At 66.1% G+C, this 15,718-nt stretch carries 12 protein-coding genes; 9 read left to right on the top strand and 3 right to left on the bottom strand.

From position 1 onward, the window contains the following. Positions 1-979 precede the first annotated feature (979 nt). From VIM95_RS06200 to rtcA, 4 genes are all read left to right on the top strand, one after another. Positions 980-1,261 carry a zinc-ribbon domain containing protein gene (locus tag VIM95_RS06200; protein ID WP_331984138.1) on the top strand — a complete coding sequence of 94 codons (282 nt, stop codon included), beginning with the start codon at positions 980-982 and terminating at the stop codon, positions 1,259-1,261. A gap of 41 nt (positions 1,262-1,302) precedes the next feature. Beyond that, entirely contained in the window at positions 1,303-2,517 is a 1,215-nt protein-coding gene (locus VIM95_RS06205; RefSeq protein WP_331984140.1) for an RtcB family protein, read from the top strand. 100 nt (positions 2,518-2,617) lie between these two features. Next, positions 2,618-3,433 (top strand): nucleotidyltransferase domain-containing protein, encoded by an 816-nt coding sequence (locus tag VIM95_RS06210; RefSeq protein WP_331984142.1) that lies wholly within the window; start codon positions 2,618-2,620, stop codon positions 3,431-3,433. A 60-nt stretch (positions 3,434-3,493) separates the two neighbouring features. Continuing rightward, a complete protein-coding gene (gene rtcA / locus VIM95_RS06215) occupies positions 3,494-4,525 on the top strand; it encodes an RNA 3'-terminal phosphate cyclase (protein WP_331984144.1) in 1,032 nt (343 codons plus the stop codon). Between the two features lie 31 nt (positions 4,526-4,556). Here the strand turns inward: rtcA and VIM95_RS06220 are convergent, their stop codons facing one another. Next, positions 4,557-5,960 carry a hypothetical protein gene (locus tag VIM95_RS06220; RefSeq protein WP_331984146.1) on the bottom strand — a complete coding sequence of 468 codons (1,404 nt, stop codon included), beginning with the start codon at positions 5,958-5,960 and terminating at the stop codon, positions 4,557-4,559. Then, positions 5,960-7,216: an SPFH domain-containing protein gene (locus tag VIM95_RS06225; RefSeq protein WP_331984148.1), complete on the bottom strand. Its 1,257-nt coding sequence runs from the start codon at positions 7,214-7,216 to the stop codon at positions 5,960-5,962. The genes VIM95_RS06220 and VIM95_RS06225 overlap by 1 nt, the downstream gene beginning before the upstream one ends. Positions 7,217-7,457: 241 nt before the next feature. On the opposite strand from VIM95_RS06225, the gene VIM95_RS06230 reads away from it, so the two are divergent. The 5 genes from VIM95_RS06230 (at position 7,458) to arfB (ending at position 14,767) form a co-directional block, all read left to right on the top strand. Next, positions 7,458-8,150: a response regulator transcription factor gene (locus tag VIM95_RS06230; protein WP_331984150.1), complete on the top strand. Its 693-nt coding sequence runs from the start codon at positions 7,458-7,460 to the stop codon at positions 8,148-8,150. Between the two features lies 1 nt (position 8,151). Further along, entirely contained in the window at positions 8,152-10,233 is a 2,082-nt protein-coding gene (locus VIM95_RS06235; RefSeq protein ID WP_331984152.1) for a HAMP domain-containing sensor histidine kinase, read from the top strand. 16 nt (positions 10,234-10,249) lie between these two features. Continuing rightward, a complete protein-coding gene (locus VIM95_RS06240; RefSeq protein WP_331984154.1) occupies positions 10,250-12,226 on the top strand; it encodes a C13 family peptidase in 1,977 nt (658 codons plus the stop codon). 121 nt (positions 12,227-12,347) lie between these two features. Next, entirely contained in the window at positions 12,348-14,354 is a 2,007-nt protein-coding gene (locus VIM95_RS06245; RefSeq protein ID WP_331984156.1) for a helicase-related protein, read from the top strand. Positions 14,355-14,356: 2 nt separating this feature from the next. Continuing rightward, entirely contained in the window at positions 14,357-14,767 is a 411-nt protein-coding gene (gene arfB, locus VIM95_RS06250) for an alternative ribosome rescue aminoacyl-tRNA hydrolase ArfB (RefSeq protein WP_331984158.1), read from the top strand. A gap of 72 nt (positions 14,768-14,839) precedes the next feature. Here the strand turns inward: arfB and VIM95_RS06255 are convergent. Beyond that, a partial coding sequence (locus tag VIM95_RS06255; protein WP_331984160.1) for an EAL domain-containing protein occupies positions 14,840-15,718 on the bottom strand: 879 nt, incomplete at its 5' end.

Raw genomic sequence — 15,718 nt, forward strand, 5'->3', positions numbered from 1 at the left:
AACTACACCTTCCAACGGTCGTAATGCGGGTTCGAATCCCGTCGGCTCCAACTCAGCGGGGCTGTCGTCTAACGGTAGGACACGAAAAACGTTGCGCCTCTACTTGTCGCCACCCTTTGTTGTGCCAGCGCGCAAATGCAGGCTGGGAGTACATCTCCCCTCTGACTGCGGGTTTGAGACCCCGCACCGGCTAAGCCGGCCGTCGCTCCCGGCCCCACCTTGTTGCGCGCGGGCACCTTTTTTACGCGGCGAATGCCGATGGAACTACAGCACTCTTAATGCCCGTGTCGCGGGTTCGATTCCCGCCACCGCCAGACCATCGGCGGTGTAGCTCAGTGGGTAGAGCAGGATGCCTGGGTAACCAGGCGATGTTCCATCTCTCTTTGTCGCCGCACTTTTTTGTACGCACGGTCATGGGCATGAACGCGAAATGGCGAGCGGCCGGTAAATGTTTCGGAACCTGTGAAGGGTAAAACCGAAAGCTCAAGCGCCAGCCGGTACTTTGGAGCGCGGTCATGGGGTCTGCGTAAGGTTCCATGCACTAGCGCGTTTAAAAGGTCTGGTGCGCATCGGAGTAATGCCCGGTGTCGGCTTACTGCGGGTTCGAGTCCCGTCATGTCCCCCATTACGGCGAATGCCGGTGGAACTACAGGATAGAGCGCCTGCTACGGCAGGAGGCCCCAGGTTCAAACCCTGGGTGGGCGTAAGCCCACTAGCTCAGATAACTGTTCCACCCCAACTTGTCGCCACCTTTTCAGCTGGGTAGCCGCCTGTAAGAGCTATCCAAAAAGATAAACCAGTATCAATGGTTATCCGTTTGGTCAGGCCAGCTAGACGCGGTGTTAGCGTCATGGCAAGCCGAAATTCCAGGTAAATAGTGTTATTTCAATGAGTTAAAGAATTTTAGGTGACGGCGGTCAGCACTTGGCACAGCCGTTGCAATAAGCAAGACAGACAACGACGAAGAGCGAGCTGCAAAATGGACCACCTGATTGCTACCCCCCGCAAGACCCACTGGCTGGGCAGACCCCAGCGCAAGGCAACCCCGGCCCAGCGCGGCTTGGGCGAGCTGCCGCTGCGCGTGGCGTTGGGCCAGGCCCAGGAGAGCCGCTTTGCCTGTCGCGAATGTGGCGCCAAGCATGTCTGGTCGGCGCAGGAGCAAACCTGGTGGTACGACACGCCGCATGGCTTTGTCTACGCCAGCACCGTACCCTGCCTGGCCTGCCAGGGTGAGCGTCGCCTGGCCTTCGCCGCCAAGTGAACCAAACCAGAACAAACACAAGAGCAAGCAAGGAAAAGAACATGAGCCAATACAACACCCTGGCCGTTGAAAGCGGCGCCCCCATCAAGCTGTGGACCAATGGCGTGCCGGTGGAGCCGGATGCTCGCGAGCAGCTGATGAACACGGCCAAGATGCCCTTTATCTACAAGCACCTGGCGGTAATGCCGGACGTGCACCTGGGTAAGGGTTCCACCATCGGTAGCGTGATCCCTACCCAGGGCGCCATCATCCCGGCGGCCGTGGGGGTGGATATCGGTTGCGGCATGATGGCCGCCCGCACCACGCTGACCGCGGCCGACCTGCCCGATAATCTGGCCGGCCTGCGCTCGGCCATCGAAGCGGCCGTGCCGCACGGCAAGACCATGGGTAAGCGCGATAAAGGCGCCTGGGATACCCCGCCCGAGACGGTGGACGCCATGTGGGGCGAGCTGCACGGCGGCTTCAAGCGCATTACCGAGAAGTACCCTGCCCTGGAGCGCACCAACAACCATAAGCACCTGGGAACGCTAGGTACCGGTAACCACTTTATCGAGGTCTGCCTGGACGAGGAAAACCGCGTCTGGTTCATGCTGCACTCGGGTTCGCGCGGGGTGGGTAACGCCATCGGCAACCTGTTTATCGAGCTGGCCCAGGCCGATATGCGCCAGCACATTGCCAACCTGCCGCACCGTGACCTGGCCTACTTCGAAGAAGGCAGCCAGCACTTCGACGACTATGTGGAGGCAGTAGGTTGGGCGCAGGACTACGCCCGCCGTAACCGCGCGGTGATGATGCAGAACGTGATTGCCGCCGCCCGCAAGATCATCACCAAGCCCTTCGCGGCCGATGTGGAGGCGGTGAACTGCCACCACAACTATGTGCAGAAGGAAACGCACTTCGGCCGCGAGGTACTGGTAACCCGTAAGGGCGCGGTATCGGCACAGAAGGGCCAGCTGGGCATCATTCCGGGTTCCATGGGCGCCAAGAGCTTTATCGTGCGCGGCCTGGGTAACGAGGAAGCCTTCTGCTCCTGCAGCCACGGCGCCGGCCGTACCATGAGCCGTACCAAGGCCAAGAAGCTGTTCACGGTCGAGGATCAGATCAAGGCGACCGCCCACGTCGAATGCCGTAAGGACGCCGACGTGATCGACGAGATCCCCATGGCCTACAAGGACATCGATCAAGTCATGGCGGCGCAATCCGAACTGGTCGAGATCGTCCATACGCTGCGCCAGGTGGTGTGTGTGAAGGGCTAGTCGCCGTGTTGCCACGGCTGGCATAGTCCCGGACTACAACAAGGCGGCGGTGGCACCCCAGGTGTTGTCGCCAGCCAAGCAATAAGAGGGAGGGCCAGCAATGGCATTTCTGTATGCACACCCTGTCTCGGCCGCCGTGCGGGAACGGGTGGAAAAAGAACTGACGGCGATCGAGGCGCGCCACCAGGTAAAGGTACTGTTCGCCTGCGAATCTGGCAGCCGCGGCTGGGGCTTTGCCTCGCCCGATAGCGACTACGATGTGCGCTTTGTCTATGTGCACCGGCCCGAGTGGTACCTGCGGGTAGAGCCGCAGCGCGATGTGATCGAGCTGCCGATCAGCGACGAGCTGGATATCAGCGGCTGGGAGCTGCGCAAGGCGCTGCAGCTGCTGCGCCGCTCCAACCCCACCCTGTTCGAGTGGCTGGATTCGCCGCTGGTCTACCGCGAAGATGCCGCCCTCGCTGGGCAGCTGCGGGCGCTGGCGCCGAGCTTTTTCTCCAGCCGCAAGGGGCGTTGGCATTACCTGTCCATGGCCAAGAAGAACTTCCGTGGCTATCTGCTGGGCGATACCGTGCGGCTCAAGAAATACCTCTACGTGCTTCGCCCGCTGCTGGCCGCACTGTGGGTAGACGCCGGCCGCGGCATGCCGCCCATGCGCTTTGCCGACCTGGCCGATGCCATGGTGAGCGATGTGGCGCTGCGCGATGAGATCAACCAGCTCTTGGCGGTAAAGATGGCGGCGGGCGAAGCCGAATACGGTGCCCGCTTCCCCTTGATCCACGACTTTATCGAGCGAGAACTGGCGGAAGAAAAATTGCCGCCGGATTTCAAGCAGCCAGAGGGTGAAGATGCCCAGCTCGATCAACTGCTGCGCCAGGCCATAGGCCAGACCCCACTGGCTGAGGCCCTGGCCTGAGTACCCATAACGTGCCGCTAGCCCCAGCGGCTGGCGCGCCCAGCAACAAGAAGAAAAATCATGAAACACGAACAACAACACTGCATTGAGCTCGACGGCTCGCAAGGCGAAGGCGGCGGCCAGATACTACGCACCGCCCTGACGCTCTCCATGATCACCGGCCAACCCTTCCGTATCGAGGGCATACGCGCCGGGCGCAGCAAGCAGGGCCTGTTGCGCCAGCACCTGACCGCGGTACAGGCGGCGGTGGCGATATCCGGCGCCCAGGTGGAAGGCGCGAGCTTGGGCTCGCAAAACCTGCACTTCACCCCCGGCCCGGTACGCGGTGGCGAGTACCGCTTTGCCATCGGCACGGCCGGTAGCTGCACCCTGGTGCTGCAAACTGTGCTGCCGGCGCTGTGGTTTGCCGATGCCCCCAGCAGCGTGACGGTCAGCGGCGGCACCCATAACCGCGCTGCGCCGCCTGCCGACTTTTTGATCTACAGCTGGCAACCGCTGCTGGCCCGCATGGGCGCCAAGCAGACCCTGGCCCTGCAAAAGCACGGCTTCTACCCGGCCGGTGGTGGAGAGGTGGTCGCCCAGGTCGAGCCTATTGCCCAGCTGCAGCCCTTGGACCTGCTGGCGCGCGGCGCACACCGCAGCACCCGTGCCGAGGCCCGCGTGGCCGCCGTGCCGGTGGGCGTGGCCAAGCGCGAACTGGAGCGGGTGGCGGCACAACTGGGTGCCATCGATACCCAGGTCCGCGAACTGCCGGCGCGCGAGGGGCCGGGCAATATCCTGTTGATTACCGTGGCGCACGAAGGGGTGACCGAGGTATTCAGCGGCTTTGGCGAGAAAGGGATCTCGGCCGAGGCGGTGGCCGATGCCGCCGCCACCGAGGCGCGGCACTACCTGGAAAGCGGTGCCGCGGTGGGTGAGCACCTGGCCGACCAGCTGCTGCTGCCGCTGGCCCTGGCCGGCCGTGGCAGCTTCACCGCCATGCTGGCTTCCTCGCACTTCAGCACCAATATCGGCGTGATCGAGAAGTTCCTGCCGGTGGAGTTCAGCACCACGGCGCTGCCAGAAGGCGGCATCAAGGTGGAACTGAGCTAGCCCCAAGCCGTTCCACGTGGAACGGCTTTTCTCATCTGAGGCTTACCGTCCCACCCTTCCAGCTCGCTGCCTGCCATTTGTAGAACACGCTCAGCGATTCCGGCTTGTCGGCCTTGTTCTGCACCGCCAGGGTGTCGAGTTGTATGACCTCAAAGGTGCGCTTGTAGCGGCCTTCTACCTTGGCTTCGCGGGCGGTCAGCAGCTGCTTGTCGCCCGGCACCCAGCCGGCGAATTCCAGGTAGCCCAGTTCCGGGCTGTTGGTGGCGGGCGGGATCACATCCACCGTCCAGCCGTCCGCCTGCTTGCGGAACAGCCACAGTTCGCGCCAGGTATCCAGCGGCTGCACCGCCAGCGCCAGCTGGGTGCCCTGCGCATTGCTGCTGGCCGAGGCGACCCACACCTGGCCGTAGGTACAGCGCCGCGCCAGCGGGTTGTTGGCGGGGTGCTGGGTGTCGGTCAAGAGGATGCAGGTCTCGCCAGGTTCGCCAGCCACGGTGGCGATGCCTAGCTTGCCGGCGGGGCTGACCGCCGGCAGCGCGGCCCATCGGCTGGCACCTACCCGTACTGCGGCATCGGTATAGACCGCCAAGTCTTCGTCCGGCAGCCCCTCGCGGTTCACCGCCGCCAGGGCGGCGATGGCGCCCTCGCCTTGCGGCTGGGCTGGCTCACCCCGGCGGGCGCGCTGGAAGGCGAGGCTGGCCAGTACGCCGGCGCGGCGCATCTGGATGCGGTTCTGCAGATAGTCCGGCAGCTTGCCGGTATCCACCTTGTTCAAGACCTCTGCCCGCCAGTTATCGAGCTGGTAGCGCTCCATGGGGCGCAGATTGGGGTCCACGCAGTCGTGGCGGGTCAGCGCCAGGGCGGCGCGGGCCTTTTGTTCCTCGGTGGCCGGCAGGGCCAGCACGCGGCGGAAGGCGTCGCCCTCGTAGCAGAGCTGCACCTTGCCGTCCCTTTCTACACTCTTCATCTGCACGCCGTAGCTGGCCACCACTTCCAGGTGGGCGGCCAGGGTAGGGTCGCTGGCCTTGCCGCGGCTGGCGCGCTGGGCAAGGCGGTCGGCAAAGGTGCCCAGCGCATCAAAACTCTCTGCGCCTATCTGCCCGGCCGGTGCGGCCTTGATATAGGCGGCGCTGTAGGCCACGCCCAGCGCTTCGGCGCCCGGGGTGTCGCGCAGAAAGCGCACCACGGCCATCAATTCGTTCGCCTCAACCGGCTTGAGGTCGGTGCTGCGCACCTGGCTGGCCTTCACATAGCCGGCCCGCTCGCGGCGGTGATCGTAGACCTGCAGGTAGCCCAGGCGCTCACCGCGCACTTCCAGGCTGTCGCCCTGCCACAGCGTCACCTGCTGCTGGGCAGAATCACGCGGTGCGGCGCGTAGCACGGCCTGGTCCTGGGTCACGATGGCGAGGCTGGCGAGAGAGGCGGCAAGCAACATTACTGGGCCTCCTCATTGTTCTCTTCGTCCTGGGCGGCGGGGGCCGGGTTGGCAGCGCTCTGCTTACCGAGCAAGGCCGAGCCGATAAAGCCACCGTCGGCAGGCGGCGGGGCGATGATCACCGAGATCTTGTCCGAGAGCTTGTCGGCCATGGCCTTCTGGATCAAGAGCGGGTGCTTGGTGATCAAGGCGCCGTCGCGCGCCATCTGTTCGCTGCTGGTCTTGCCCACCTGCGCCATGCGGTAGACCTCGGCATCTGCCAGCTTGCGGCGCGATGCGGCCTCGCCCTCGGCCTCGATCACGCGGGCCTGGGCGTTGGCTTCCGCCCCCTTCACCCGGGCCTGCTTCTCGGCCTCGGCTTCCAGTTGGCGCTGCTCGATCTGCTTCTGCTTGAAGGGCAGCACATGCTTCATGGCTTCCTCCTGCGCCCGGGCGGCGATGATCTGCTCGTTGCCAGCGGCCTCGGCAGCACGCTCGCGGCGCACCTTCTCGGCGTCGGCCTGCAGGGCGCTCTCCTGCACCTGCTTTTGTTTCAGCTCCAGGGTGTAGCGCATCTTCTCGCTCTGCAGCTCCTCGGCCAGCAGCGCTTCCATGCCGGCCTTGTAGTCCTCCGGCAGGCTCACCTTGCCCATCTGCACCCCGTGCAGCCGTATGCCGTCGGCCAGCAGGCGGGGCTTGAGCTCACTCTCTATCGCCTGCTGGATCTCGCCGCGCTTGGTAGAGAAGATCTCCTTCACGGTGTAGCGGGTCAGCACCTTGTAGATCACGCCCTGCACCGCCGGGGCCACGATCTGGCCGTTGATGTCGTCCGGTAGGCTGCGTGCCATCTGGTCCACCCGGCTGCCATCGAGGGCGTAGCGCACCGTCAGATCCACGCCCAGCGAGAGGCCTTCCATCGATTGGAAGGGCGCGGCATCGTCCTGCTCGGGCCGGTAGAGCTGGTCGCGCAGCGAGTAGCGGCGCAGCATGTGCAGGCCAGAGATCATCAGCACGCTGCCGTCCCGGAACACGGCGCTGCCGCCGGTGAGCTGGTTGGTGCGCACCGCGATCTCGCCGCTATCGACGCTCTGCAGCGGCGGGTGGCTGATCAGCGCGTAGCCGGCCAGGCCCAGCGCGCCTACCAGCAGGATGCGGCTACGCGCCTCCATCACCCGGCTGCCGCCGCGGCCCAGTACCCGCCCCAGCCCCGTGGCGGTGCCTGCCAGTGCACCGCGTACTGCTGCCACCACCGCCTTGATCCGTTCCGACATTTCCATACCCCTTGTCCCTAACGTGGCCGGCTGGTCATCCATCCGGCAAGGGGCGGGTCGTGTGCCCTGCCTCCTTGGACTGCATGGTGCGCGGCAGGCCCAGGAGCAATCCATGCGGCCGCGGGGCGACTTTGTTCGTGGGGCGGTAGTGGGCACTCCGGGGCGCGGAAGAAAAACTCACACCGCGCGGGCACGCTTCGGCCCGATAATGCCGCCACGCGCCACGGGGGCGCCGCAGGAGCCGGCGATGTACAAGGTAGCGGTCGTAGAAGACGACATTCCCACCAGCAACCAGCTCAAGGGCTGGATAGAGGCGGCCAAGCCCGGCATACGGGTGGACCAGTGGTACAACCGCGACGAGGCCGAAGCGGCAGTCACGCGCGAGGCCTACGACCTGGTGGTGCTGGATATCGAGCTGGGCCGCGAGCGGCACGCCGGGGTGGCCATCATCAACGCCATCAACAAGCACCACGGCACGCCGGTGCTGGTGGTTTCGGCCATGCCGGCCACCATCTACCGCAGCATCATGAAGGCGCTGGACGCCTGGGACTACCTGCAGAAGACCACCTTTGAAGAGGCGGACTTCATCGATACCTTCCTGGAGATTTTGCGCGCCCGCCGCGATAGCCGCCCGGCGGTGGAGGCCGCTGCCACAGCGGTCAGCGAGCTCTCGCTCGACCCACTGCGCCAGGGCAGCCCGCTGTGGCGCGGCCAGCGCGTCAACCTGCCGCTCACCGCCCAGCGCATCCTCGCTGCCCTTCACGCCCGCCGGGGGGAGGTGGTGTCCTACGACGAGCTCTACCAGGTGGTGAAGAGCGGCCGCAATCGCGACAATATCCGCAAGCACGTCAGTACCATACGCGATGCCTTCCGCGAGATAGACCCGAGCTTTGACGGCATAGAGAACGTGCCCATGCGCGGCTTCCGCTGGGCCGCCTAGTATGGCGCTGTCGTTTAGCCTCGCCCCCTTCCGACTGCGGCTGCTGTTCCGCGGTGCCTTCCTGCTCCTGGCGCTGGCTACCGTGGCGCTGGCGCTCTATGTGCTGCGCGAGGAAAAGCAGCTCAGCTACCGCAACTACCAGCAGGGCTTCCACAAGACCGCCGCCCAGCTCGCCGCCAAGCTGCACCACCCCACCGGCCAGCTGGCCCTGCTCAACCCGCAGCTCGATGCCGCCCACCTGCAACCGCTGCGGCCACTGCTGCTGCCCTACTCGGCCATCGACTTCGACGACCAGAACAAGGTGCAGCAGGCGGTAGAGATGGCCGGCTGCCAAGTGCAGTACCGCGAGGGCGCCATCTGTGCCGCCATAGGCAGCAACCCCTGGGCCGGCGGCTTTATCTATGTGGCCGGCCAGTTCCAGAGCGGCGAGCTGGCGGCCCACAAGCTCGGCGAAGAGCGCTTCGACGGCGTGCATCGGCTGCAGATCAGCGTCAGCCTGCGTGGCCAGGTCTATCGCTGGATCGCCCCCTTCGAGGCCATGGACGACGCCGGCCGCCCCGGCGCGCGCGGCCGGCTGACCGGCTTTGTCGAGAAAGACAGCGGCGACTACGCCTTTACCCGGCCGGTGAAGGACTTCCGCGGCTGGCTGTGGCAGGAGGGCCGCTGCTCGGCCGAGCAGGCCGGCACGGGCTGCGTGCACCGCAGCTTCTTCTCGGTGCGCTTGCCGGTAGGCGTGCTGCGCGACGACCTGTTCCGCAAGACCCAGCCCATCTGGCCACCCAACGACCTGGACCGCATGGCGGTACGCCTGCGCGTGCTGCCACCGGGCGGCGGTGCCCCGCTGCTCGATAGCGACGCAGCCGGCGCCAGCGCACCCTTTACCCTCAGCGAGCTGGCCCCGCTGCTCTTGCCGGGCGAGACCCTGAGCCTGCAAAAGCACACTAAGACGGGTGACGTGGAGCTGCTCAAGCTGGCCGGCAGCGCCGAACCCGGTGCGGAATCCTGGCGCTGGATCGCCAGCCTGATCCGCCGCCTGGACGTGGAAGGCTACGACCAGCCCATGCAGGCCGGCGAGACCATCGCCACCCCGCTGGGGGACTACCGCTTTGTGCTCACCGGCGACGTACGCACCGTGAACAAGAGCCTGGCCGTGGTCGCCAGCCGGGTGGTCTGGTTTGTCGGCGCCATGCTCTTGGCCATCGCCCTGGTCTGGCTGCTGATCGAGGTCGGCATCATCCGCCGCATCACCGCCCTCACCCGCCGCGCCGCATCCGTCTCGCGCACCGTGCGCGCCGCCGGCGGGCTGGAGCGGCTCGATATGGCCGATTTGCGTGGCCGGGACGAATTGGGTGTGCTCGCCAGCGGCCTCTCCGACCTCTTGCAGCGGGTGAAGGAAGACGTGGAGCGTGAGCGCATCCGTACCGAGCAGGAAAAGGACATGTGGCACGCCGTGGGGCACGAGATCATGTCGCCGCTGCAGTCGCTCCTGGCCCTGCACGGCAGCCGCGACGACGACAGCAGCCGCTATATCCACCGCATGCAGCAGGCGGTGTGGGTGCTGTACGGCAGCGCCTCGCCCAGCGAGGCCTTCCAGTCCACCACCCTGCAACTGGCGGCGCTGGATCTGGACGAATTCCTGCGCCACGTGGCCGCCAACGCGCCCTGCGTGGACATTGCCGACGTGCGCTACCAGGCCTGGGGCACGCCGGTGCTGGTGCGGGCGGATGACTATGCACTGGAAGACGTGGTCACCCATGTGCTGCGCAATGCCGACCGCTTCCGCCCCAAGGGCAGCGCCATCACCCTGACCCTGGAAGCGAGCGAGACCGCCGCCACGGTACAGATCCACAACCAGGGCCCGGCCATCCCCGATGCGCTGATCGACAAGATCTTCGAGTACGGCGTCTCGGACCAGGCCGATTCTGCCGCCCAGGGCAACCGCGGCCAGGGCCTCTTTGTCGCGCGCACCTATATGGCCAAGATGGGCGCTACCATCACCGCCGCCAACGTGGCCGACGGGGTGTGCTTCACCCTTACCCTGCAGCGGGCGCCGGCCGGCGCCCTGCTCGGCACTTCACTCTGAGTACAGCCATTCCAGCATGAGACCGCACTACGACTATCAAGTGACCGCTGCCGATTGGCTCCGCGCGGTGGACCACAACCAGCAGACCTACACCCGTCACCTGCTGCCACCGCTGCTGCGCAGCGCACATGGGCTGGCCTACGGCGTACTGGGTGCCCTGCTGGTGGTGCTGGAGCTACGCTGGCTGCAGCGCCAGGGCCTGGGTGCCGCCCACTGGCTGGTGTGGGCTGGCCCGGCCTTTGTGCTGGTCGCCTATCTGCTGCAAAGGGCGCTGCTGCAGTGGCGCACCCGGCGGGTACTGCCGCAACTGGGCCAGGCCATGCTCGGCAGCATGCAGTTGGTGCCGGATGATGACGGCCTCTGGCTCAACAGCGCCGAGCGCCGCAGCTTCTACGGCTATCGGGCCCTGACCGCCCTGGTGCAGGTAGAGGGCGCCAGCCTGCTCTACTACGATGCCCTGCACTGCATCGTGCTGCCGGATGCCGCCTTTGCCGATGCGACCGAGCGCGATGCTTTCCTCGCCACCTTGCGCGAACGGGTGCTTGCTGCCGGCGGCAGCTTGGTGGAGACGCCTTCGGCCGTCAGCTCGGCCAGCGGCGAGGCCCCGCCCGCCCAGCCCGGCCTCTGGCAGCTGGCCTGGCGCGGCCTGACCTTGCGCGCCCTGCCCGTCAGCCTGGCGGAAGCGGGCTGGGGCCGGCTGTTCCTGCTTGCCGCGCTGCTGGTACTGCTGCAAAACGGCCTGGCCCTGCTGCACCTGGGCCCCGAGGCGGTCTACAGCGCTGCCGCCTGGCCGGCCACGGTGTTTGCCCTGCCGCTGCTACTGTTCGTGGCTTGGTTGGCCGCGGGCAGCGGTGGCGATGCCAAGCGCACCCTGGGCCTCGCCACCGCCTGGTACGCCGTGCTGCTGCCGCTCACGCTGCTGGGGTGGGTGGTCTTCCTCATTGGCCAGCAGGGCTGGGTGCCGGCCTGGAACGACGTTTGGGACCAGCGCATCTACCTAGTGTGGACCGGCTGGTTTGCGCTGGCGGCCGGCGTGCTGGCTGCCCGTAGTGCGGCGTCAGGCGGTCTGCGCCGGCTTGTGCCGCTGCTGCTGGCCGGCGGCCTGTTGTGGCTGCCTATGCAGCAGTCCTTCTGGGGCCTGCCGCTGTGGGATAGGCCGGCCGAGCCGGCGCCGGAGGAACAGCAGGACGACCCCGGCCCCGACCCGGCCATGGAGGACTACTTCTACCAAGAGCCGGCCCTGCTGCAGCGCGCCCTCTTGGACCTCAAGCCGCGCGAACCCGGCCACCCCAACCTCTACTTCCTTGCCGCCGCGGGCTACGCCGGGCAGGACGTCTTCATGCGCGAGGCGATCACGGTGCAGGACATGTTCGACCATCGCTTCGGCACCGAGGGCCGCTCGCTGGCCCTGGTCAACAACCCCGATACCCTGGGCCAGCTACCCATCGCCAGCGCCACCAGCCTGCGGCTGGCGCTGCGGCGCATGGGCCAGCTCATGGATAAGAACGAGGACATCCTCTTCCTCTACCTGACCTCGCACGGCAGCGCCGACCATAAGCTGGCGGTCGAGTTCGGACCCATGCAGTTCAATGATGTGGACCCGCTGGTACTGCGCCAGCTCTTGGATGAAGCCGGTATCAAGCACCGCGTGATCGTGGTGTCGGCCTGCTATTCGGGCGGTTTTATCGACCCGCTCAAGAACGACAATACCCTGGTGATCAGCGCCGCCGCGGCCGACAAGGTGTCGTTTGGTTGCAGCAACGAGGCCGACTTCACCTACTTCGGCCGGGCCTACTTCGTCGATGCGCTGCGCCAGACCGACGACTTTATCGCTGCCTTCGATCTCGCCCGCAGCGTGGTCGCCAAGCGCGAACAGCAGGAGGGCTTCGAGGCCTCCGATCCGCAGCTCGCCGTCGGGTCTCGGATCGGTGCCACCCTGCGGCGCTGGGACGCACAGCGCAAGGCGCGGGCCATCACCACCCTGCCGGGTTGAGCCGGGGCTGTGGGGTGAGCGCACCGCTCGTCCCGCAGCGCAACAAAACTGCTGGTGCTGGGGGGCGTGCTTTGGTATACCGCTGCCTTGAACACTTCCCCTACCGATTCAAGGACCTGCATTGACCGACGCCACCCCTGAGCTCGCCCCCAGCACCGAAGCCGACGTCCTCGGCACCTACCTCGACGCCCACCAGGCCACCCTGGTTACGAGCGATGGCAGTTACGCCGTCTCGGTCCACGGCGAGATCATCGTCGGCAAGCGGGTGGTGCCCTACCACCTGATCCCGGACGAGGGCTTCCTCGGCAAGACCAACAAGTGGCGGCGCATGGATGTGGCCGAGCGCTACGAGCTCTTGCAGGAACGCTGGAACGAGGCCGCCAAGATCCGCCTGGAGGCCCAGCTGCAGAAGTGCGCCGAGCAGGTGGTGGCGGTGGCCCGCGAGTACGAGCTCGACCCTGGCAGTGCCCTGCACGCCCTGGTGGCCAAGTACGAGCTGGCACGGCTGCGTTGCACCCTGGCCATAGACCGGATCGAAGCCGCTCGCAGCCAAGGCGCCGCCAACAAGGCCGCCGAGCGCACCCGCGACGCGGTCAATCTCTCGCTCTACCCGGAATCCTTCACCGTCGCGCAGGGCATGAAGCGGCACTTTATCGCCGTGCTGGGCCCCACCAACTCCGGCAAGACCCACGCCGCCATGGAGCACCTGGCGCGCGCCAAGAGCGGCGCCTACCTGGCACCGCTGCGGCTGTTGGCGCTGGAGAACTATACCCGGCTGCAGGATGCCGGCGTGGCGGTCAGCCTGATCACCGGTGAGCAGCGCAAGCTGCACCCGGAAGCCACCCACGTGGCCAGCACGGTGGAGATGCTCAACCCCAACCGGGTGGTCGAGGTGGCGGTGATCGACGAGATCCAGCTCTTGGACGACCCGGACCGTGGCGCCGCCTGGACGGCCGCCGTCTGTGGCGTGCCGGCCAGTACCATCTACCTTTTGGGCGCGCTGGAAGCGCAGCAGGCCATCGAGTCCTTGGTTTCACGCGTCGGCGGTACCTTGGAAGTGCGCAAGCTGGAGCGCAAGACGCCACTGGAGATGGAAAAGCAGCCCTTGGGTTCGCTCAAGAACCTCAAGCCGGGCGACGTGCTGATCGCCTTCTCGCGCCGCGATGTGCTCAATTGGCGTGACCAGGTCATTGCCCAGGGCCTGTCGGTCTCGGCCATCTACGGCAACCTCTCACCCGAGGTGCGGCAGTCGCAGGCCGAGCGCTTTGTCGAGGGCCTGACCCAGATCGTGGTCGGTACCGACGCCATCGGCATGGGCCTCAACACCCCCGCCCGGCGCGTGATCTTCACTACCGCCAACAAGTGGGACGGTTACGCCGAGGGCACCATCGCCGCCCCCCTGGCCAAGCAGATCGCCGGCCGCGCCGGCCGCTTTGGCGAGCATGCGGCGGGCTACGTGGCCGGGCTCGATGCCTACACCCACAAGACCATCTCGGCCCTGCTCAAGCAAAAGCCCGAACCGCTGCCGGACAGCGGCTTCTTTGTGGCGCCCAATCTGCAGTACCTGGAGCAGATCGCCAAGGCCACCGGCCAGAACAAGCTCTACAACCTCTTGGAACTGTTCGCCAAGCACATCAATGTGCACGACGAATTCTTCCTGCCGGCCAACCTCAGCGACCAGATGGAAAAGGCCCGCTGGCTGGACCTGCTCAAGCTTTCGCTGTCCGACCGCTATACCCTGAGCCTGTGCCCGGTATCGACCAAGATCCCCATGCTGGAACGGGCGCTGCAGGACTGGGCGCGCGACCGGGCCGACAAGCGCCAGGCACCGCTGTTGCGCATGGAGGGCATGGGCGGTCGCAATGAGCTGCAGTACCTCGAGGATAGCTGCAAGCTCTACGCCGCCTACGCCTGGCTGGGCTACCGCATGCCCGATACCTTCCCCGACGGCGAGATGGCCCAGGTGCTGATGCAGTCCACCTCGGAAAAGATCGATCGCCAGCTGCAGATGCAGAACACCCGCCAGCGCCGTGGCAACGATGGTGAGCGCGGTAGCCGGCGCGAAGGCAAGCATGAAGGCCATCGCCGTCCCGGCGGCTTTGGCGGCGGTCGCAAGGGGCGGCGCTGAGCATGAGCGCCCTGCCCCGCTGGCGGCTGGAGATCGCCGAGATCGAGTTCAGCATGATCCGCGCCCAGGGTGCGGGCGGCCAGAACGTCAACAAGGTCTCCAATGCGGTCCACCTGCGCTTCGATATCCAGGCCTCTTCACTACCCGAAGAGTGCAAGGCCCAGCTGATGGAGCATGACGACCAGCGCATCTCCAAGGCCGGCGTGGTCATCATCAAGGCGCAGGCCCACCGCAGCCTGGAACTCAACAAGCTCGATGCGGTGGCCCGCCTGGAAGAACTGATCGCCGAGGCCATGCAGGTGGACAAGCCGCGCAAGGCCACCAAACCCACCTATGGCTCGCAGCAGCGCCGCCTGGCCGGCAAGGTGCAGCGCAGCCGTATTAAGGCAATGAGAGGCAAGATCAGCGATTGATCGGCACCTTGGTTCCACATGAAACAAACCCGGCCAGTGCCGGGTTTTTTCTTGCGCTGCAGTGGAAGGCGCTTACAGCGCCAAGCTGGTCTGGGCCTGTGGGATTGCAAAAGGTTGGTTGAGCGCCAACCAGGCCTCAAAGCCGGCGATCGGCAGCGGTGGCGAGAGATAGTAGCCCTGCACCTCGTCGCAGCCGGCGTCGACCACGCGGTGCCAGTCGGCCTCGGTCTCCACCCCTTCCACCACGGTGCGCAGGCCCATGGTGTGGGCCAGCGCCACGATGGATTCGATCAGCCGCAGCCCCTTCTCGTTCTGGCTGGCGTTGACCACGAAGGAGCGGTCTATCTTGAGGTCGCTGACCGGCATGTCCTGCAGATAGGCCAGGGTGGCGTGGCCGGTGCCGAAATCATCCAATGCGAGCTGGAAGCCCAGCTTGCGCAGCGCCTGCATGCTGCGCACCGCCAGCTGCGGGTCGTGCATGATCTCGCTCTCGGTGATCTCCAGGACCAGCTGCTGTGCATTGGCGCGGCTGTGCATCAGGTATTCCGAGACGTGGGCCGGCAGGTTGGGGTCGGCCAGGTCCGAAGCCGATAGATTGAGCGAGAGCTTGAGGTCCAGCCCGCGCAGTTGCCAGTGCCGCGCCAGCTGCATGGCCTGCACCATCATCCAGCGGGTCAGCTCCACGATCATGCCGCTCTTCTCGGCAAAGGGCAGGAAGTCGCGCGGCGACACGAGGCCATGCTCGGGGTGCTGCCAGCGCAGCAATACCTCGGCCCCGGTCACCCGGCCGGTACGGCTGTCGGCCTTGGGCTGCAGATAGAGCTGCAGCTGGTTGTCGCTCATGGCGGTGCGCAGGGCAGACAGCAAGGAGAGCTGGAAGCGCTGGTCGCGCTCAAGCCCGCCGTGGTAGACCAGGGCCGGCTGGCGTTCCTGGCGGGCGGCCTTGAGGGT

Source organism: Chitinimonas sp. (assembly GCF_036568685.1).
Classification (GTDB): domain Bacteria; phylum Pseudomonadota; class Gammaproteobacteria; order Burkholderiales; family Chitinimonadaceae; genus Chitinimonas.